The following is a 21,165-nucleotide window of genomic DNA, read 5'->3' as shown; positions in this document are numbered from 1 at the left end:
GGGGTATAACCCATAAAGGAGGCGACTATGCAAAATAAATCGACAGAAAAAATGCTGGAAATTATTACAGAAAGTGCCGATAATCGAGGCGGAGCGGATATTCAAGTTTTGGATATTCGAAAGAATACGACCATTGCCGACTATTTCGTCATCGTAAGCGGCAACTCCACTCCGCAGCTTAACGCCATTGCCGAAGAAATTGAAGACAACATGGCGAAAGAAGGATATGAAACTTATCATAACGAAGGAAACGGTCAATCGCGTTGGATTATTTTGGATTATGCCGATATTATAGTTCATATTTTCCACCGAGACATGCGCGAGTTTTATAATTTAGAGAGATTATGGAGCGGCGACGAGGAAAAGAAGGAGGAAGAATAAGATGAAAATTATTTCAACGGATAAAGCTCCTGCAGCGGTAGGTCCCTATTCTCAAGCCATTGTAGACGGCGGCATAGTCTATGCTTCGGGACAAATCCCCGTGGATCCTGCCACAGGTGAAATGAAGACAAGTGTTTCCGAAGCGGCGAGACAAAGTCTTACTAATTTAAAGAATTTATTGGAATCATCGGGATCCGATCTCGAGAATGTGTTGAAGGTCAATATTTTTATTACGGATATGGGAAAATTCGGCGAACTTAATGAGGTTTACGCAGAGTTTTTCGCACATCATCGTCCGGCGAGAAGTTGTGTGGAAGTTACCGCCCTGCCAAAAGACGCCGTACTGGAAATCGAAGCCATCGCTCGCGTAAACTAATGGTTTGCCTATGGGGTTTACGGATCGTGAAAAAAAGCTGATCTTCCTATTTGCCGTCGTACTGGTGGCTACGGTAACATTTATGTATAAGCGTAATCCTGCGCCGGCGAAAGATAAAGAACTTACCTTATATGGTGACGAAGCCGGCGATGAGGAAAGCCAAAAACTTCCTTCCGAAGAGGACACCATCGGCTCGACGATTTATGTGGATATAGGAGGAGCTGTACATAGGCCCGGGCTTTATACCCTTGATAAAGGCGCTCGAGTGAAAGACGGGATCACGGCGGCGGGCGGTACTTTGCCCGAGGCGGATATGTCCGGAGTCAACTTGGCGAAAAAACTGAATGACGAAGAAAAACTTTTTATTCCCAAACTCGGACAAGCACCGTCGCCTCAGTCGCCGAGCGGCACACCATCTACAGGTGTCGTCAGCATCCAGAACGGATCGAAAGAAGAACTTATGTCGTTGCCAGGCATAGGGGAGAAGACGGCGGAGAAAATTATGGAATATCGAAGCGCCCATCCTTTTACGAAAATAGAGGATTTAAAGGAAGTTCCCGGCATCGGCGATAAGACATTTGACAGCTTGAAATCAAATATTCAATTATAAACTGACCTTTGCGGTCAGTTTTTTACTAGAATTTGGAGATTAACGTGAGTTCCATTGAATTGAGAGAAAAATTAAAAACATTACCCGATGATCCCGGCGTCTATTTGATGAAGAATCAGCTGGATCAAATTATCTACGTGGGAAAGGCGAAAAATTTAAAAAAGCGGGTGCGTCAATATTTCGGCTCGTACGGCAAGAGCGGAAAAAAAGTGGCGAGTATGGTATCCCACATCCATGATTTCGAATACATCATCGTGGGCAACGAGCTGGAATCCTTGATTCTGGAATCCAATCTTATTAAAGAATATTTGCCGAAGTATAATATTTTACTTCGCGACGACAAGCAATATCCGTATATTAAAATTACCAACGAACCATTTCCGAGAATCATGAAGACGCGTCGAATTATAAAAGACGGCAGCCGCTATTACGGTCCTTTCCCCGATGTATTGGCGGTCAATGCCACTATCGACATTTTTCACGAACATTTCCCCTTACGCAATTGTAAATTGGATCTGACAAAACCCAATCCCGTCGTTAGGCCCTGTTTGAATTATCACATACACCGCTGTGCGGGGCCGTGCATCGGAGCCATAAGCGATGTGGATTACAAAAAGCATATTGATGAGATCGAAGCATTTCTCGACGGAAAGCCGACTCCCTTTGTTAAAGAGCTGGAAGGAAAAATGTTGAATGCGTCGAAAAATTTAAACTTCGAGCAAGCAGCCGAATACCGCGATCAACTGGAAGCATTAAATACGCTAATGGAAAAACAAAGAATAACGGCGGCGGGGAGCGAGGAAGAATACGACGTCATCGGCATGGCGAGCGATGATCGGGACGCGTGCATCCAAATCTTTTTCTTCAGACAAGGAAAAAATATGGGTCGGGAACATTTTTTTATCGAAAACACGTACGGAGAGGCGCCGAAAGAAATTATGAAGGCTTTCATCACTCAGTTTTATCACGGCACCGCCTACATTCCCAACAAACTTTATATCGACGAAATTCTCGCCGAAAAAGAATTGGTGGAAGCGATGCTTGGGGAAAAAAGAGGATCGAAAGTTCAGGTCATGGTACCTAAAATCGGAGAAAAGAAAAAAATCATGACCATGGTGCGGCGAAACGCCATCGATATGCTGACGAAACATTCCGAGCAAATGCGCAAAAAGATGGAGAAGAAAGAAAGTGCCGTGGCTGCACTCGCCAAGGCTCTTCAAATGGAAGAAGCCCCCGATCGTATCGAGGCTTACGATATTTCCAATATTTCCGGCGTGGAATCCGTAGGTTCCATGGTCGTTTTCGAGGAGGGCATTCCGAAAAAGACGGATTATCGACGCTTTAGAATTAAAGAGGTCGAAGGACCCGACGATTACGCATCCCTCCGCGAAGTACTCTCGAGGCGCTTTAAGCGCGGCCTTAAAGAGCGGAAGGGAATAGGAGAAAGTAAAGGCTTTGCCAGTTTTCCCGATTTAATTTTAATGGACGGGGGAAAAGGGCAGGTAACCCAGGCTCTCGTCATACTCGATGAATTGGGGCTGTCCATTCCCGTGGCGGGGCTTGTAAAAGACGACGAACACAAGACCAGGGGGATTTATTTCAACAAAAAAGAAATCACCATGGCAAAAAACTCCGCAATTTATCGATTGGTGTATCAGATTCAGGAAGAGGCTCACCGCTTCGCTATTACCTATCACAGAAGTCTGCGATCAAAAGCCGGTTTTCGCTCGGAGCTGGACGGCATTCCGTCCATCGGTCCCAAGCGTAAAAAAGAATTAATGCGCGCCTTTAAATCCTTAAGTAAAATAAAAGAAGCGGATATTGAAACATTGGCGCAGGTAGAAAGCATGAATTATAAAGCGGCAGAAGCTATATACGACCATTTTCATGGAGGCGGAAATGAGCAATAAACGGTTCACGGTTAAAGAACTAATTGAAGACAACAAATTTGAAGTCATTTATGAGGCGAAAGATACCGCCGAAACCTATTTATATACGACGGAATTCAATCGGCCGGGCTTGCAACTTTGCGGCTTTTACACAAAATTTGTCGCTAACCGCATTCAGATTATCGGCGGAGCGGAATGGCATTATTTAAAAGCATTAGATCCTGAAGTAAGGCGCGCACGCTTAAAAGCCTTATTCAATCATAAAATTCCCGTTTTAATCGTTACGAGGAATCAGGAAATTTTCCCGGAAGCCGTCGCCTTCGCCCGTCAAAACAACTGCACGATTTTACGCACTGGTGAAGGAACGTCGCGAGCTGTAAACAAACTGATTACCTATATGGAAAGAGCCTTGGCGCCTACAGTCAGACGTCACGGGATTTTATTGGATATATTCGGCGTCGGCGTATTAATGGTCGGGGAGAGCGGCATTGGAAAATCGGAGACGGCGCTGGATCTTATTGTCAACGGACACAAACTGATTGCTGACGATTCCGTTCTAATTAAAAAATTAGACGAGCGCCTGGTAGGTACCTCGCCAAAGATCACCCGCCATTTTATGGAGATTCGCGGCGTGGGGATTATCGATGTGGAACGATTGTTCGGCATCGGAAGCATTATGGAAGAAAAAGAAATCGAGCTTGTCATCGAACTAAATCAATGGGACGATTTTGCCGATTACAATCGATTGGGTATCGACGACGAACACGTATCCATATTAGATGTGCGCCTGCCGAAAATAGAAATTCCCATGCGAACCGGACGGAATACGGCGGTGATAGTGGAAATCGCTACGCGCAATTACAAACAAAAAGAACTCGGTTATAATGCAGCCCTCGAATTAAATCAGCGGGTATTAAATTCAATAGAACACAGGAAACGCCCGTGAAATCGTTTTATAATTATCAAATCATAATATTGAATACTTATCACTAGCCCTTGAAATCGAGTGAGTGACTGATATAATTTAATTATAGGAAATTGTTGTTTATTTAGGAGGTTGAAATGGCAAAAACGATGAAAACTATGGACGGGAATACGGCAGCGGCTCACGTCGCCTACGCATTCTCCGACTTGGCGTGTATCTATCCGATTACGCCCTCATCTCCCATGGCAGAACATATTGACGCCTGGGCAAGTAATCACAGAAAGAATATTTTCGGAAACGAAGTATCTGTAAAAGAAATGCAATCCGAAGCCGGTGCAGCAGGTGCTGTTCACGGTGCTTTACAAGCAGGTGCCTTGACAACGACGTACACCGCTTCTCAAGGTCTTCTTTTGATGCTTCCCAACATGTACAAAATCGCAGGTGAATTACTTCCCGGCGTATTCCACGTTGCAGCTCGTGCGCTTGCAAGTCACGCACTAAGCATTTTCGGTGACCACCAAGACGTTATGGCCGCACGTGCATCCGGTTTCGCACTTTTAGCATCCGGTTCCGTACAAGAAGCCATGGACTTAGCAGGTGTTGCTCACTTAGCAGCAATCAAAGGACGCGTACCTTTCGTTCACTTCTTCGACGGCTTCCGTACTTCTCACGAAATTCAAAAGATTGAAGTATTAGACTACGATGATCTTGCAAAATTAGTAGATATGGATGCTGTAAATGAGTTCAGAGCACGTGCTCTCGCTCCCCAAGATCCCGAAGTTCGCGGTACAGCTCAAAACCCGGATATTTATTTCCAAGAAGTAGAAGCAGCAAATCGTTTCTACACCAATATCATCGGTATCACCGAAGATTACATGAAACAAATTTCCGAACTTACCGGCAGAAACTACGAACTCTTCAACTACTATGGCGACGAAAACGCAGAAGACGTTATTATCGCAATGGGTTCTGTAACTGAAACCATCGAAGAAGTAGTAGATTACCTTAACGCAAAAGGCGAAAAGACTGGTTTACTTAAAATTCACCTTTATCGCCCCTGGTCTGCAAAACACTTTATGGAAAGCATGCCCAAGAGCGTTAAGAGAATCGCAGTGCTTGACCGTACCAAAGAAAAAGGCGCTAACGCTGAACCCTTACTCTTGGATGTTCGCGACATGTACTATGACCAAGAAAACCGTCCGAGAATCATCGGTGGTCGTTACGGCTTAGGCAGCAAGGATACTACACCTTCTCAAATCTATGCTGTATTCAAAAACTTACGTGCAGAACAACCGAAAGACGGCTTCACCATCGGTATTGTCGATGATGTTACCCACCTTTCTCTTCCCATCGAAGAAGAAATCCACACCGAACCCGAAGGAACCATCGGTTGCAAATTCTGGGGCTTCGGTTCTGACGGTACAGTAGGCGCTAACAAAAGTGCGATTAAGATCATCGGTGACGGAACCGACATGTATGCACAAGGTTATTTCGACTATGACTCGAAGAAATCCGGCGGCGTTACCATGTCTCACTTGCGTTTCGGTAACGAAAAGATCACATCCACGTACCTTTTGACCTCTGCTAACTTTATTTCTTGCTCCAAGCAATCCTATGTACACCAATACGATTTGCTTCGCGGCATTAAAAAAGGCGGCACCTTCCTCCTAAATACCACATGGGATTTAGAAGAACTCGAAGAAAATCTTCCCACAAGCTTAAAGAGAGACATTGCTAAAAACGATGTTAAGTTCTACACCATTAACGCTACTAAATTAGCCGGTGAAGTAGGCCTTGGCAACCGTACCAACATGGTTATGCAAGCTGCTTTCTTTAAACTCGCTGAAGTTCTTCCCTTAGATACAGCAGTAGCTAAACTTAAAGAAGCTATCGTTAAAGACTACGGTCACAAAGGCGACGACATCGTCAACATGAACTACGCTGCAGTTGATGCAGGTATGAACGCTTCCCACAGAGTAGATTACCCCGCAGAATGGGCTAACCTCACGGAAGAATCCGATCACTCCATCAAGGGCGCACCCGAGTTCATCAATAAGATTCTCGTCCCCATTAACCGTCAAGAAGGTAATGACCTTCCCGTCAGCACCTTCGTCGGCATGGAAGACGGTACCTTCATGGCCGGTACTTCCAGATACGAAAAACGTGGTATTGCAGTTAACATTCCCCAATGGAAGATCGAAAACTGTATCCAATGTAACCAATGTTCTTTCGTTTGCCCCCACGCCGTCATTCGTCCCTTCTTATTAGACGAAGAAGAAGCAGCTAAGAAACCTGCAAGCTTTGAAACCAAAAAAGCAAACGGTAAGGGAATGGACAAATTCGAATATAGAATTCAAATTTCTCCTCTCGACTGTACAGGTTGCGGTAACTGTGCTCAAGTTTGCCCCGCTAAGGAAAAAGCACTTGTCATGGTTCCCTTCGAAGACGAATTCGACAAACAAACAGATAACTGGAAATTCGCTTCGGAAGAAGTTACTTCCAAACAAGACGAAATTCCCGCAGACAATGTAAGAAACTCCCAATTCCACATGCCGCACCTTGAATTCTCCGGTGCTTGTGCTGGTTGTGGTGAAACTCCTTACATCAAACTTGTAACCCAATTATTCGGTGATCACATGATGATCGCAAACGCAACCGGATGTTCCTCCATTTGGGGTGGTTCCGCTCCGTCCATGCCTTATTGCACCAACGACTGCAACCAAGGTCCTTCCTGGGCAAACTCCCTATTTGAAGACAACGCTGAATACGGTTACGGTATGAAGATCGCCGTCGATCAACAACGCGAAACTATTCGCAAGAACATGGAAGCGTTCAAAGAACTCGGCGCTGACGAAGAAATCGCAAAAGCATTTGACGCTTGGTTAGCAGACTATAACAGCTACGAAGTAACCAAAGCAGCTACCGCTAAGATTCTTCCCTTACTCGACAAGAAAACCGGCAATGCTGAAGCAGATCAATTACTCGCTAACATCGACAGCATGAAACGTGTTCTTATTAAACCGAGTCAATGGATCTTCGGTGGCGACGGTTGGGCTTACGATATCGGCTACGGCGGATTAGACCACGTATTAGCAAGTGGCGAAAACATCAACATCATGGTCGTCGATACGGAAGTTTACTCCAACACCGGTGGTCAATCTTCCAAGTCAACCCCGACAGCTGCTGTTGCTAAATTTGCTGCTAACGGTAAAGAAGTTCGTAAGAAAGACCTCGGTCTTATGATGACAAGCTACGGCTACGTATACGTCGCTCAAATCGCTATCGGCGCTGACAAGAACCAAGCACTTAAAGCGATTAAAGAAGCTGAAGCATACGACGGACCGTCCCTCGTTATCGCTTACGCTCCCTGTATCAACCACGGCATCCGCATGGGTATGGGCGTATCCATTGCAGAAGAAAAGAAAGCCGTCGAAACAGGTTACTGGCACCTCTACAGATACAATCCGGAACTTAAAGACGAAGGCAAGAATCCCTTCAGCCTCGACTCCAAAGCTCCGAGCAAACCCTATAGAGAATTCCTTGAAGGCGAAGTACGTTACACCTCCCTCAAGAAATTGTTCCCCGAACGTGCAGAAGCACTTTACGAAGCTGCTGAACAAAACGCCAAAGAACGTTACGAAAATTACATTCGTATGGATCAAAACACAGCTGAATAAGAAAACGATAAAAGAGCCGAGTGAAAACTCGGTTCTTTTTTGGTTTTATGTCAACCATTGGGGAGTCTAGTGAAAACTAGACTTCTTTTTGCTTTCAGCATCTGATTCAGTGCCAGGGATCCGTGACGATGTGCCACCTGCCATTTGCTTAAAAACAGTAAAAACAACCCAAAGATACTATTATAAAACTTTTTTGAATTAACTAGTTAAAAACAACAACATAATTGCAGAAAAACCTTGACAAGATAATATTATATAAATACTATCGTTATAGAAGGTGTTATTATAATAACAATAAGATAGGGTGACGTAGAAAAGGTGGAGCAAGTTTGGGCGTTTGACGCCACTAAAAACAATAGAAAGAGTATAGAGAAACATTTAAAGGAGGAATTCTATGAAAAAATGGATGGCCAGAAAGATAAGAGCATATTTTGTACGAGAAAATAGAAATAACGGTTGTTGAGTTGTACCATGAACTTCATCAAAAAATGTAAACAGAATATAAGCCCCAATAAACGAATGGTTCTGTTCTACTTGGGCTTTGTCGTGCTCCTCGTCTTAATGTATTGGACACTAAGCATTGAAGGTTCTCCTCGTAATGTACCAGTAAGAACGCCTTTTGGTTCAGATACAGTGGCTCTTTCGTGGTTTATGACAGGCATTATATACTGGCTGTCTCTACTCCTTATCTTCTACGGCATTTTATTGGTAGACAAGGACATTGGAATACTCGTTGTTTTGTTTTTGTTGATCGTCCCACATCTTTATCTTATCGCTCTTGAATATGGTCTTTCAGAAGGAAATGTGCTAAAAATGCTTAGTAAGTATTTTTACATGTATATTTTAGGAAGGCTCTTTTGGGGATAATCTATTGATAAATGAAATGACAAGGAGATAGTACATGAAAGACTTTAAGATCATTGGATATAAGCGACACATAGATAGATGTTATTTTTACGCCCTTAGCCTATTCGCCGTGGGACTGTTTATTTTAGCTTGGTTTTACCCTGAAAGCCATCCACCTAAAATGCTTCAAATGCCCTTAGGCGTGATGAATAAAGGTGATTTTCTCGGGTCCGGTTTTCTGTTAATATCTCTTATTACCATCGTCATAGGTTTGCTCTTCGTTCCTAAAAATATCCTCGTTTGGCTTGTACTAGGTCTTTTATTGGCACCTCATGTGTTCCTTTTGTTAATCTTTACAGGTCTGGGTGAAGGGACCTTGTTTCAGAGTATTGTATCAGCTGTTAGAGCCTATCTGTTAGGAAACGTTCAACGATTCCCCCTTAACTGGACCCAAGCTCAATAAGCCTTGCGTAACAAGCTAAAGAAACCTCTTTAAGGGGTTTCTTTTTTTATGGAATAATTCAAAAAAATGAGCCCTATATGTATAAGAGAAGCTATAACCCAACTTGTCCAAAAAGGAGGAAGGATACAAATGGACAAATTCAAAAAAATAACCCTCTATGCACTAACGGCGGCCCTACTTGCGACCTCTTGTCCGTGGCAAGCCTTTGCAGAGAGAAACCAACCCGTCGCACCGCCACCGGTGACGGCAGCACCTGGAAACGAGGATTCAGGAGCTAACAACGAGAACCCAATTGAAAGTCAAAACAAAGACAACAACGTCAAAAATGGCAAACACCGTTACGACCTGGACATCATCGGCCTCGACAAAGACGGCAAAAAAAGTCTTGATAACACGCCGCCTGCGGTCGACCACCAAGAGTATATGGCTGTTATCTACAACTGATCCGGACTAAAAATGGGATCCGACGGCAACGCCTATGACCGCAAGACCGGAAAACTCGTATATGCTCCCCCGGAAGTAAAATACGATGTCGTGGTAAGCTACAAAAACAAAGAAACTAAGCAAGACACTGTCGATGTCTATTCCATGTTTGGCTTTAAAGGCTTTGAGAAGTACCAAGGCAAACAAATCAACTATCAAGATAAATCCGGCTACCATCAACCCAATTACTACGATTACTCCCTAAAAAACTACAATGTTCGCAATGTAATGGATAAACCCATCATGGGCATAATCCCCGAAGATGCGAAGGTAGAAATCATCGAGTATTCCAAACCGGTATTTTCCGATGATAGGAATAATAAAGGGTTTCGTAATCTTGATTTTTTATTATTTTAATAGAATAATGTAGTTATTGAAATCGGCACTGAGAGGGGGATATATGGACTTTTATTTTTGGATATGGACAATTCCGGCGGTGCTATTTTTTATTGGTTTCGTTTATTTAAAGACTCGACAACCTTCTACGCCAAAGAATAAACAAGGGATAGAGAAAACGACTTCGCCGACGGATCGGGATCGAATGATTTCCTCATTAGCTTTAGATGAATCGAGTGAAGATTTGGAAGAGATTATCCAATCGGCTCGAAATGCTTACAAAAGCATCTATGATGCCCTACTTGCAGGCAATATCAGCGAAGAAGTCGCATTATTTTTGGCGCAACTTACCATTACGAATCCATATCTATTGAGGGAGAGCCAAATGAAGGCGGTGTTTCGTTTGGAGGTGCTTATGGAAAAAGGCGACATTCATAACGAAGACGGAACACTATGGAATTTACAATTGTTGCGAGGAATTTTAAATACCCTTGCCGATCACTTTCTGAAAGAAATAGGCCCCGGTTTCTATTCATACGGAGGATATACCGAAGGAAGAGATTTCGGCGAAAAGTTTGAACTGATAAAAACACTGCTAAAAGGTGTCGACATAAAGGAGAAGCTACCCGATTCAGAACCTGAGGCTATAACATCCCGTTTAGAGGAAGAAGAGGTGTGGAGAGCAGAGGATGAATTATTTGAACTCTGGATTGTGCATACCATTATTCGAGAAGAAGAGCGATTAAGAAAAGAACGGGAAGGCGGCAGGAGCATCTTTACCCATAAAGAGGAACATTCCGATGACTACGAACCAGATCTCTTATATGACGAGGAGTATGACGGCGCGGAAGATGAAGCGGAAGTTTACGACGACTATGATAACTATTGGGATGGTTATGATAGCGGCGATGTAGATGATTTGGATTTGGATGTTTAAATTAGTATAGTTAATATTTATAGAGTGCTTATTGTTAATCTAACCACGTTCCGTGATTATTATTCAATTGAGCGTCTTATATTTTTAGGAATGTTTAATCGACTAGAAATTTTTATATCATCAAAAATCACGAAACTTTTATTCCTTCTTTAAAGATTAAAAAACAACAATAAACACCGGAAAGATAGTTAAGAGTAGCGAGTTATAGATTTTACCAATAGCTAATAAATGTATAATGTAAAACACAATAGTATTAAAGCTATTAAAAATTATGGTAATGGTATAATGAAACTATCAATATTTTAGGAGGAATGATATGAAAAGACATTTTAAACTCATAGCTCTTGTGAGTGCACTAGCCATGGTACTTACAGCTTGTGGCAGTCAAAAAAATGCCGCCGACAACAAAGCCAAAGAAGGCGAAGCAACCGAGGCTAAAAAGACAATTACCGTTGCTGCCAACAACTCTTTCTATCCCGTTATCTATACCAATGATAAAGGTGAGCTTGAAGGTTTTGAACACGACGTATTAATGGAAATTGGTAAGCGTGCAGGTTATGAAATAAAATTTGAACCGCTTGAAGATTACTCCGTAATGTTTGAAGGTTTAGATTCCGGAAAATTTGACACCATTGCCGGCCAAATCTCCGTTACTCCTGAAAGAGAACAAAAATATACATTCAGTGATGTATATTGCTACAATGCCATTAAGTTAGCGGTACGTGGCGATGATCCTGCAAAATCTATTGACGATATGCAAGGTCGTAAGGTATGTATTGCATTCGGTACCGAACTTGAAAATATGATGAATAAAATCAATGAAAAATTCCCCGAAGGCAAAAAAATCCAATTAGTTACCACTGAAGGTAATATTTATGAAGAACTTAAGGCCGGTCACTATGACGGTTTCCCCATTACAGTTTTAACATTTGATGAAGTTAACGAAAAAGGAAACTATGGCTTTAAACTTATCGGTGAACCTTTAAACATTGTTAAGACGGCTTTCCCCTTCAAAAAAGATGCAGATCCTGAAATGGTGAAAGCAGTTAACAAAGCGCTAGAAGAAATGAAACAAGATGGTACTTTAAGTAAACTTTCCGAAAAGTACTATAAACGAGATGTAACTCAAGAACAAGTTACCGAATAAAAGAAGAGGAGTATTCTTGGGAATACTCCTTTTTAAATAAGGAGCATTTATGGATTTTGATTTTGCTTTCTGCTCGAGGATCTTTCCGAAACTTTTAGTTAAGATTCCGTATACGTTGTTTTTAGGATGCTTAGCTTTTCTGATTGCTTTTGTACTTGGTTTAATTTTGGAGCTGGTCAGCAGTTCCAAGAATAAAATCTTTTCGGGATTTGCTAAAATTTATATTTCGTACTTTCGATCGACCCCCTACATCACCCAGCTATTTATTTTTTACTTTGGCTTGCCTCAGTTGTTTGAACCTATGAAACATGTAACGGCAGAAACCGCTTTAATTGTTACGGTCGCTATGAATTCTTCCGCTTTTATATCAGAAATTATTCGTGGAGGCTTGTTATCAGTAGAAAAAAATCAAAAAGAAGCGGCGAAGGCATGCGGTATGTCTATGTATCAAATTTATAAAGAAATTATTTTACCTCAAGCCTTTGTATACGCTTTTCCGGCCTTGGGAAATACGTTTATAATGATGATTAAAAATACAGCAATCGGCTTTACCATAGGTGTTGTAGATATTTTGGCTCAGGCTAAAATATATGCATCGTCCTCCTTGAAGTTTTTTGAAGCGTATATTATAGTCGGCCTGGTCTATTGGGTAGTACTTTTATCTGTTTCTCGATTACTAAAAATTGCTGAAAAGCGAATATGTGTCTTTATGTAAGGAGCCATTATGAAGAACGAAGAAGTTAATCGTTTTAAAAAAGCGTTACGATTAAAAAGAAATGTAATAGGTGTGCGGTTTTTGTATTTTCCTTCTGATTATGAGAATTGCAAAGCGCCTCAATCAACTTACAAAGTCAGTTATTGTAAATTAACGAAAATTGCCATAGACGGGAATCATTTTAAAGCGAATGAATCGAATATTATTTGTCGCTGTGCGATAGAGGCTATTGGCTTGGATCGAAAAATGGAAGGCGTTAATTCCGGTCAGAGATACTACAGTTTAAATCTTTATGAATCTCGATCAGTTGCAAAGATTGTAACGGATACGATTGAAAATATCGATCAAACAATTGTCGGTATTGAAATGGGTCCTTTGGAAGAAATGGAAGAAGCGGATTTAGTTATTTTTATGTGTACGCCTTATCAACTTATGCGTGTAGTACAAGGCTATTCTTACAAATGGGGAGTACCGAAAAATATATCTATGGCAGGTAATCAAGGAATGTGTGCCGATTTGACGGCGGCACCTTTTGTTCACAATGATATGAATTTTTCCGTTCTATGCGCCGGTACCCGCAAAATGTGTGGGTGGGGAGAGGATGAAATGGGTGTAGGATTGCCTATTCAGCAATTTACTCCCTTAACAGAAGGCGTTATTGCTACAATGAATTACATTGAGTATCCCGATCATAAGCAAGAGATACGAGATTCGCTTGTAGAAGAAGATGAGCTTGGGGTAATAGTTGATGATAATCTTCATTACGGTAAATTGGGTAAAGATTATATCAATCCTAAGCGATTCAATGATTTAAAGAGGGGAAATCATGATTAAGGTTGAACATCTTTCCAAAAGCTTCAACGGAGTTCCGGTTTTTGAAAACTTAAATTTTCAGGCTAAAAAAGGGGAAGTAGTGAGTATTATTGGCCCATCGGGAACCGGAAAATCCACTTTCTTACGATGCATTAATTTTTTAGAAACTCCTGATAAAGGCACTATAGAAATAGACGGATTGAAAGTCGATGCGGAGCAATTTACGGAAAAGAGCGCAAAAGCCATACGGTTAAAGACTTCCATGGTATTTCAAAATTATAGTTTATTTAAAAATAAAACAGCCCTTGAAAATATAATGATCCCCCTTGTACTTGTTCGAAGAATGGAAAGCAACGATGCAAAGAGATTAGCTATGGATTATTTGCAACAGGTCGGTTTATTGGAGAAGAAGGATGCTTATCCTTCCAGACTTTCCGGTGGCCAACAACAGAGAATAGGAATTGCTCGAGCGATGGCTGTGAATCCCAAAGTGATGCTTTTAGACGAGCCGACATCATCTTTAGATCCGGAATTAGTTGGAGGGGTACTGGAAATTTTAAAAAAGGTGACAAACAAACATAGCTACACGACTCTAGTAGTGACGCACGAAATGAAATTTGCCCGAGACGTTTCGGATCGCGTTATCTTTATGGATAAAGGAAACATTGTGGAAGAGGGTTCACCGGAAGAAATCTTTACGAATCCTAAAAATACTAGAACCCGTGAGTTTTTGAGGACCTTAATTTGAGGCGTCCCCTTTGTTGGATAGGGAATGTGAAAATAATTTAATTCTAAGAAACCTGATTGAGAAATCGTCTTAAGGTGCAGAGGCCTATGCACATGGGAATAGATGAGAACATTTTAAATTTATGAAGCCGATAACAAGATCATCTCAAAGCTTTACATTGATTTAACAATTGAATGACGTTCCCATAATGGAGACTCGTTACAATGCCATTAGCATGATGAAAGTTTTCTTAGGAGGTAAATATGAAAAAGATGAAGAATTTTAAATTGGCTGTCGGTGCGTCTCTTTTAGCCTTGACCCTTGTCGCTTGTGGAGGTAACGATCAAGGAAATAAGGAAAATGACGGATCGAATGCTAAAGGCAATCAAGTGGAAGCAAGTGATAAGGGCGGCGATACTGCTAATTTGGATAAATTAGGCCAAGTAGCCGTCATTACTCGAGAAGACGGCTCCGGCACCCGCGGCGCGTTTACTGAAATTGTAGGCCTTGTGGAGAAAAATGGCGACAAGGAAACGGACACGACGACTCAATCTGCCGCCGTTCAAAACTCTACTAACGGCGTATTGACCACCGTGGCCGAAAATCCGTCGTCCATCGGCTACATTTCCCTCGGTTCACTAAACGATACGGTACACGCGTTAAAGGTGGAAGGTGTGGAACCGTCGGCGGAAACTATTTTAAGCGGCGACTATAAATTGGCTCGCCCCTTCCTCTTGGTAACGAAAGGTGAACCGAAGAGCGGTTCTCTCGAAGAGGACTTTATAAAATTTGCCCTCTCCAAACAAGGACAAGAGATCGTCGAAAAAGCAGGGTATGTAAAAAATGAATCGGCTGAGGATTATAGCCCTTCCAACGTTTCCGGAGAATTGACCGTCGCCGGTTCCACTTCCGTAACCCCCCTTATGGAAAAGCTGGTCGAAGCGTATAAAGGTTTAAATTCCAAGGCATCGATTCAAATTCAATCCAACGGTTCTTCCGCAGGTATTACCGCCGCGGCGGAAGGAACGGCTCAAATCGGCATGTCCTCGCGGGAATTAAAGGACGAAGAAAAATCGAAAGTACAAGGTACGGTTCTTGCACAAGACGGAATTGCCGTCGTCGTCAATAAGGAAAATCCCCTAAAAGAAATAACGCTTGAACAAATTAAATCTATTTTTAAAGGTGAAGTCCAAGATTGGAAAGAACTGGCGAAATAGGATCTAGGCAAGGCCCCGAAAGGGGTCTTTTTTCTTTACATAGATCTTACAAAAGTAAGACGCGATATTAAACTCTCCTTGGTAAAGTAAAGTTAACAAAAGGAGGTAGTCAATGCATTCAAAACCATATGAAAAAATGTGGGAATTTATTTTTCTCATCAGCTCTCTTTTATCTGTACTTTCCATTGTCGTGATTTGTTACTTTATTTTTAAAAACGGCGTGCCTTTTATTTTGAAGACGGGGCCGAGCCATTTTATTCTTGGAAAAGAATGGCGACCGACGTCGACGCCTGCAAGTTTCGGTATTTTACCCATGATTTTAGGCTCCGTGATGGTGACCTTCGGCTCGATTATTATCGGCGTCCCCATCGGTGTGTTGACGGCGATTTTCATGGCCTTTTATTGTCCCGAAAGGCTTTATAAGATTTTAAAGCCTGCGGTGAATTTAATGGCGGGGATTCCCTCCATTATCTACGGCTTTTTCGGGCTAATGGTTTTTGTTCCCATCGTACGCGGGTGGTGGGGCGGCACGGGGATGACGGCCTTTACCGCATCGGTTTTGCTGGGGATTATGATTTTGCCGACGATCATCGGCCTTTCGGAAGCCGCTCTTCGTTCGGTTCCTACGTCCTATTATCAAGGCTCTGTCGCACTTGGCGCTACCAACGAGCGCAGTCTTCTTCGCGTCGTGGTCCCGGCGGCGAAATCGGGCATTTTATCGGCAGCGATTTTAGGCATCGGCCGCTCCATCGGCGAAACCATGGCGGTGATTATGATTGCGGGCAACCAGCCTACCATTCCTACGGATATTAAACACGGCGTGCGTACCATGACGGCAAATATTGTGCTGGAAATGGCCTACGCAAGCGGGGCACACAGAGAAGCGCTAATCGCCACCGGTGTCGTGCTCTTCGTATTTATTCTGGTCATTAATATGGTATTTAACGTGGCTAAAAGGAGGATGGCATCATGAAAAACCGTTCGCTGGCGGCGAAGGTAATGATTATGGGAAGTGCCTTCGTTACCTTTGCCATACTCGCCATTTTAATCGGCTATATTGTCATTAAAGGCGCTCCTCACTTAACCGCCGAAATGTTTGAGCGAACCTATACCACTGAAAATGTGTCCATGTTTCCCGCCATTATTACCACGCTGATCGTCGTCGTGCTTTCCCTTATTGTGGCGACGCCCATCGGCATTTTTACGGGATTTTATTTGGTGGAGTATGCGAAAAAGGGAAGCAAGATCGTTCGTCTGATTCGCCTGGCCACGGAGACGCTTTCGGGGATTCCGTCGATTATCTACGGCTTGTTCGGTATGTTGTTTTTTTCTATCGCACTGAAACTCGGCTATTCGATTTTATCCGGTGTGTTTACGTTGGCTATTATGATTCTTCCCCTTATTATCCGCTCTACGGAAGAATCCCTTCTCGCTGTTCACAGCAGCTTGCGCAGCGGATCGCTGGCTCTCGGCGCCGGCAAATTGCGCACCATTGTACGCGTCGTATTGCCCGTCGCCATGCCCGGCATTTTATCCGGCGTTATTCTCGCCATCGGCCGTTGCGTCGGCGAAACGGCGGCTCTTATGTTTACCCTGGGGACGACGACGGATATGCCCACGAGTTTATTATCCAGCGGAAGAACCCTTTCCCTTCATATGTATGTATTGTCTTCCGAGGGGCTCTTTGTCGATCAGGCTTTTGCGACGGGCTTTATCCTCATCGTTCTCACTTTAGTAATCAACAGCCTGAGTACGTTTATCGGAATTAAATTATCGGGAGGAACTAAATGAATCGCCCTAAACTGTTAGTAAAAGATGTGAATTTGTGGTACGGAAATTTTCAAGCGCTTAAAAATATTAATTTGAATTTACAAGAAAATGAAATTACCGCTTTTATCGGCCCGTCAGGCTGCGGAAAATCGACGATGCTGAAATGTTTAAATCGCATGAATGATCTGGTGGAGGATTGTCGTATCGAGGGGGATATGCTTTTAGACGGAGAGGATATTTATGCATCGAATTACGACGTTAATTTATTGCGTAAACGTGTGGGCATGGTGTTTCAAAGCCCGAATCCTTTCCCCATGAGTATTTTCGATAATATCGCTTACGGCCCCAGGACCCACGGCATAAAAGATAAGGAGAAGTTGGAAGAAATCGTGGAGAAGTCATTGAGAGGCGCCGCCATTTGGGACGATTTAAAGGACAAGCTCCACCAAAAGGCCACGTCACTTTCAGGCGGTCAGCAACAAAGGGTGTGCATTGCCCGCGCTCTCGCCGTGGAGCCGGAAGTGCTTTTAATGGACGAGCCTACATCGGCATTAGATCCCATTTCAACTTTAAAAATCGAAGAGTTGGTACAAGACCTGAAAAAGGCTTATACTATTGTTATGGTAACCCACAATATGCAACAGGCGGCGAGGGTGTCGGACAAGACGGCCTTTTTCTTAACGGGAGAGGTCATCGAAATGGACGATACAGAAAAAATATTTGCCAATCCGAGAGATTCCAGAACTGAAGATTATATTACCGGTCGATTCGGCTAAAGGGGAGGACAACATGAGAAAGCAATACGATATGGAATTGAACGAACTCAATACCAAGCTGGTAGACATGGCGGCTTTTGTAGAGCAAGCAATTTCCGATTCCTTAAAGGCGCTCGAAAAGCGTGATAAAGAGCTTGCCCTTCGCGTATCGCGAAATGATCGGGAAGTGGATCGCATGGAGCGGGAAATAGAAGATATGTGTTTAATACTGCTCTTGCGTCAACAACCTGTAGCGGGGGATCTGCGCTTTATTTCCGCAGCCCTTAAAATTATTACCGATCTCGAACGGATAGGCGATCAAGCGCAGGATATTTGCGAAATCTCTATGACCATGGATCCGAAGCCGATTGCATCGCCCTTGACAATGATTACGGAAATGTTTAAAGAATCTTCCACCATGATTAAAATGGCCGTGGATTCTTATATTACGAAAAATGAAGATCTTGCCAATGAATGTATTCGTCACGACGATGTGGTGGATACTCTTTTCATCGACGCCAGATCGCACATTATAAAAGAATTACAAGGGGGACATAGCGATCCGGAAGAGCTGATCGACCTGTTGCAAATTGCAAAATATTTGGAAAGAGTCGCCGATCATGCTGAAAATATCGGGGAATGGGTCATCTTTTCCCTAACCGGCCACCATAAAGATTACTTGGGCATCGAAACCTTTGGGGTGTAATATGATTTACTGCGTTGAAGACGAAGAAAACATTCGCGATTTGATTATCTACGCTTTAAAGAGTAAATATGAGGATGTTCGCGGCTTTGAATCCGGCGAGGAGCTTTTTAAGGCTTTAAAGGTGGAGTTGCCTGAACTTCTCCTTTTGGATATTATGCTCCCCGGCGAAGACGGCATTCAAATTTTGGATCGCATTCGTTCCGATAAAACCACGGCGGACATCCCCGTCATTATGCTTACGGCCAAGACGTCGGAGTTGGATAAGATCGTAGGCCTGGACAGGGGAGCCGATGATTACATTACCAAGCCTTTCAGCGTGCTGGAGCTTTTGGCCAGGGTAAGGGCGGTGTTACGCCGTGCAAAGCCGAAGAAGGAAGACCTATCCGTTCTTTCCATCGACGGGGTCATCATCAATGAAAAAGAGCACACCGTCACCGTCGACGAGGAAGAAATCGCCCTAACCTTTAAGGAATTCGAGTTGCTTCTCTATCTTTTCCGTAATAAAAACATCGTACTGAACCGGGAAAAAATCATGTCCAACATTTGGGGCTATGATTTTGAAGGGGAGTCGCGAACGGTGGATGTCCACATCGCTTCCATTCGTCAGAAGTTAAAGGATAAGGCCTACCTTATCGAGACGGTGCGCAATGTAGGTTACAAAGTGGGATATAAACAATGAATAAAACGGTGCGCCTATTAAGCGTCCTTATTGCCTTTGTGATCGCCTTGGTATTTCAGTTGGCGGCATCGGTGGAGAGCAACCACAGAGAAGGGGCTTTAAAAGAAGAATCTGCGAATAAGTTTATAAATATCCTTCGTGAAGAAGAAGTGACCCGGCGCGTCGCTATTTTAAATAATAGTGGCGGACGGGAATATTTGCTTTATTTGGACGGGGAGGGCAAGGTTCTTTTCAGCAATTTATCGGCCGAAAAGGAAAATGCCCTTAGAAAAAACCGTGGAACGAGGGGAGTCGACGAATCGTGGCATGAGGTAAGCGAAAGTTCTTTGGAAAAGGGCTATTTCAGAAAAGTTAATTTCCGCGATGGAAGCTCTCTATTTATCGGGATAAATCAAGAATCGCTGACGGCGACGAATTTACATTTCTTGCCCTACACTCTTTTACTTACGATGATCGCCGCCACTTCCCTTTATCACCTTTGGCAATATGCGACCTATCGGGATAGAAGTCAAATTAAACAGCTTTTTAGGCAATTCAGACATTATGTCGTGGACCATCATTATCAAATGGAGTTACCGCCTCAATTATTGGATTATGAGGCCATTTTAATCGACGAATCCTCCCGTTTGCGTCATCGTTTGGGGAGTTTGGAATCGCAACTCCAAGGCTTAAACGACATGATCGGCAATATGACCGAAGGTGTTATTCTCGTCGGCGACGATGAGAAAATTATTACCATTAACTATGCGGCGGTCAAACTTTTAAACGGCTCCATTCACAGCCAATACATTAACAAGGATTTCGACAAACTCTGCGGAAGCGGCGATTTCAACGAGGCCTTTCACCATATTTTTGCCGGGCGAAAAAAAGAAATTCGCAAATTCGAAATGGAAGGCTTTATTATTAAATGCTTTTTTGATCCCGTGTTTAACGGAAGTGGCGGCCTTTACGGCATGTTGCTTCTTTTAATCGACGAAACCCAACAAAGTTTGGCGGAGCGCAGCAGAAGGGAGTTTACATCCAATGTGACCCATGAATTAAAGACGCCTTTAACTTCCATTAGTGGCTATGCGGAGCTTCTTCGTTCGGGTATGGTGAAGGAAGAAGATCGGGATCGCTTTTTGGATATTATTCTGAAAGAATCAGATAATTTATTCCGCTTGATCGACACGGTCATATCCTTTTCCAGATTAGAGGAAAAGAACAGGGCGGAAGAATATCGCACGGTGGACATCGAGGGGCTTCTCGCTGAAATTATCGCGCATTTTGCCCCGGAGATTAAGCATAAAGAACTGCGCGTCGACTTGAAACCAGGGAAGGATAACAGGCTGTATACTCATCCTGTTTTGATGAAAGAGCTGTTAACCAATCTCGTCGACAATGCCATTGCCTACAATGTAGAAGGTGGATCCGTTACCATCACCATCAACGACGGGGACGAAAATGATTTTATTCTCACCATTGAAGATACGGGCATCGGTATTTCCTACGACGATCAAAGGCGAATCTTTGAGCGTTTTTACATGGTGGACAAATCCAGATCCTACAACGAAAAATCCACGGGGCTCGGCCTCGCCATCGTCAAACATAATGTGGAAAATTTAAAAGGCACCATCGATTTAAAATCTCAATTAAATCATGGCTCCGTGTTCACCCTCCGTTTTCCGAAAAGCGGTACAGTTTCCACACATTAATTTCACGAAGAAATTATAG

The 21,165-nt window shown here is 43.1% G+C and carries 22 protein-coding genes; all 22 read left to right on the top strand.

Annotated features, from left to right (window positions below):
• The first annotated feature begins 27 nt into the window (after positions 1–27).
• The 22 genes from rsfS to HMPREF1863_RS07950 all read left to right on the top strand — a co-directional run bounded on the left by rsfS (position 28) and on the right by HMPREF1863_RS07950 (position 21,146).
• Positions 28–381 (top strand): ribosome silencing factor, encoded by a 354-nt coding sequence (gene rsfS, locus HMPREF1863_RS08055; protein ID WP_083508581.1) that lies wholly within the window; start codon positions 28–30, stop codon positions 379–381.
• A gap of 1 nt (position 382) precedes the next feature.
• On the top strand, positions 383–757 hold the full coding sequence (locus tag HMPREF1863_RS08050; RefSeq protein WP_068369783.1) for a RidA family protein: 375 nt from the start codon (positions 383–385) through the stop codon (positions 755–757).
• 10 nt (positions 758–767) lie between these two features.
• Entirely contained in the window at positions 768–1,367 is a 600-nt protein-coding gene (locus HMPREF1863_RS08045) for a ComEA family DNA-binding protein (protein ID WP_068369782.1), read from the top strand.
• 44 nt (positions 1,368–1,411) lie between these two features.
• Positions 1,412–3,277: an excinuclease ABC subunit UvrC gene (gene uvrC, locus HMPREF1863_RS08040; protein WP_322622280.1), complete on the top strand. Its 1,866-nt coding sequence runs from the start codon at positions 1,412–1,414 to the stop codon at positions 3,275–3,277.
• Positions 3,267–4,202 (top strand): HPr(Ser) kinase/phosphatase, encoded by a 936-nt coding sequence (gene hprK, locus HMPREF1863_RS08035; RefSeq protein WP_068369775.1) that lies wholly within the window; start codon positions 3,267–3,269, stop codon positions 4,200–4,202. Before uvrC ends, hprK begins: the two co-directional genes overlap by 11 nt.
• Positions 4,203–4,318: 116 nt before the next feature.
• Complete coding sequence (gene nifJ / locus HMPREF1863_RS08030) at positions 4,319–7,858, top strand: pyruvate:ferredoxin (flavodoxin) oxidoreductase (RefSeq protein WP_068369771.1); 3,540 nt, start codon at positions 4,319–4,321, stop codon at positions 7,856–7,858.
• 471 nt (positions 7,859–8,329) lie between these two features.
• Entirely contained in the window at positions 8,330–8,725 is a 396-nt protein-coding gene (locus HMPREF1863_RS08025; protein WP_068369768.1) for a hypothetical protein, read from the top strand.
• Between the two features lie 34 nt (positions 8,726–8,759).
• Positions 8,760–9,167 carry a hypothetical protein gene (locus HMPREF1863_RS08020; RefSeq protein WP_068369765.1) on the top strand — a complete coding sequence of 136 codons (408 nt, stop codon included), beginning with the start codon at positions 8,760–8,762 and terminating at the stop codon, positions 9,165–9,167.
• 129 nt (positions 9,168–9,296) lie between these two features.
• Positions 9,297–9,611: a hypothetical protein gene (locus HMPREF1863_RS08015; RefSeq protein ID WP_068369762.1), complete on the top strand. Its 315-nt coding sequence runs from the start codon at positions 9,297–9,299 to the stop codon at positions 9,609–9,611.
• Between the two features lie 12 nt (positions 9,612–9,623).
• Positions 9,624–10,007 carry a hypothetical protein gene (locus HMPREF1863_RS08010; protein WP_068369759.1) on the top strand — a complete coding sequence of 128 codons (384 nt, stop codon included), beginning with the start codon at positions 9,624–9,626 and terminating at the stop codon, positions 10,005–10,007.
• A gap of 184 nt (positions 10,008–10,191) precedes the next feature.
• Positions 10,192–10,923 carry a hypothetical protein gene (locus HMPREF1863_RS08005; protein ID WP_198142736.1) on the top strand — a complete coding sequence of 244 codons (732 nt, stop codon included), beginning with the start codon at positions 10,192–10,194 and terminating at the stop codon, positions 10,921–10,923.
• A 316-nt stretch (positions 10,924–11,239) separates the two neighbouring features.
• Complete coding sequence (locus tag HMPREF1863_RS08000; protein ID WP_068369753.1) at positions 11,240–12,070, top strand: transporter substrate-binding domain-containing protein; 831 nt, start codon at positions 11,240–11,242, stop codon at positions 12,068–12,070.
• 49 nt (positions 12,071–12,119) lie between these two features.
• Positions 12,120–12,785 (top strand): amino acid ABC transporter permease, encoded by a 666-nt coding sequence (locus HMPREF1863_RS07995; RefSeq protein WP_068369750.1) that lies wholly within the window; start codon positions 12,120–12,122, stop codon positions 12,783–12,785.
• A gap of 9 nt (positions 12,786–12,794) precedes the next feature.
• On the top strand, positions 12,795–13,619 hold the full coding sequence (locus HMPREF1863_RS07990) for a DUF169 domain-containing protein (RefSeq protein ID WP_068369747.1): 825 nt from the start codon (positions 12,795–12,797) through the stop codon (positions 13,617–13,619).
• Positions 13,612–14,346 (top strand): amino acid ABC transporter ATP-binding protein, encoded by a 735-nt coding sequence (locus tag HMPREF1863_RS07985; protein ID WP_068369744.1) that lies wholly within the window; start codon positions 13,612–13,614, stop codon positions 14,344–14,346. The genes HMPREF1863_RS07990 and HMPREF1863_RS07985 overlap by 8 nt, the downstream gene beginning before the upstream one ends.
• Before the next feature lie 242 nt (positions 14,347–14,588).
• Positions 14,589–15,542 (top strand): substrate-binding domain-containing protein, encoded by a 954-nt coding sequence (locus HMPREF1863_RS07980; protein WP_068369741.1) that lies wholly within the window; start codon positions 14,589–14,591, stop codon positions 15,540–15,542.
• A 112-nt stretch (positions 15,543–15,654) separates the two neighbouring features.
• On the top strand, positions 15,655–16,515 hold the full coding sequence (gene pstC / locus HMPREF1863_RS07975) for a phosphate ABC transporter permease subunit PstC (protein WP_068369738.1): 861 nt from the start codon (positions 15,655–15,657) through the stop codon (positions 16,513–16,515).
• On the top strand, positions 16,512–17,333 hold the full coding sequence (gene pstA, locus HMPREF1863_RS07970; RefSeq protein ID WP_068369735.1) for a phosphate ABC transporter permease PstA: 822 nt from the start codon (positions 16,512–16,514) through the stop codon (positions 17,331–17,333). Before pstC ends, pstA begins: the two co-directional genes overlap by 4 nt.
• Positions 17,330–18,088: a phosphate ABC transporter ATP-binding protein PstB gene (gene pstB / locus HMPREF1863_RS07965; protein ID WP_068369732.1), complete on the top strand. Its 759-nt coding sequence runs from the start codon at positions 17,330–17,332 to the stop codon at positions 18,086–18,088. The genes pstA and pstB overlap by 4 nt, the downstream gene beginning before the upstream one ends.
• A 13-nt stretch (positions 18,089–18,101) precedes the next feature.
• On the top strand, positions 18,102–18,773 hold the full coding sequence (gene phoU / locus HMPREF1863_RS07960; protein WP_068369729.1) for a phosphate signaling complex protein PhoU: 672 nt from the start codon (positions 18,102–18,104) through the stop codon (positions 18,771–18,773).
• Between the two features lies 1 nt (position 18,774).
• Positions 18,775–19,452, top strand: a complete 678-nt coding sequence (locus tag HMPREF1863_RS07955; protein WP_068369726.1) for a winged helix-turn-helix domain-containing protein — start codon at positions 18,775–18,777, stop codon at positions 19,450–19,452.
• A complete protein-coding gene (locus tag HMPREF1863_RS07950) occupies positions 19,449–21,146 on the top strand; it encodes a sensor histidine kinase (RefSeq protein ID WP_068369723.1) in 1,698 nt (565 codons plus the stop codon). Before HMPREF1863_RS07955 ends, HMPREF1863_RS07950 begins: the two co-directional genes overlap by 4 nt.
• Positions 21,147–21,165: the final 19 nt, after the last annotated feature.

The organism is Aedoeadaptatus coxii, from assembly GCF_001553115.1.
Classification (GTDB): Bacteria; Bacillota; Clostridia; order Tissierellales; family Peptoniphilaceae; genus Aedoeadaptatus; species Aedoeadaptatus coxii.
Note: the sequence above shows the minus strand (reverse complement) of the source record. Positions and strands in the feature narration are given on the sequence as shown.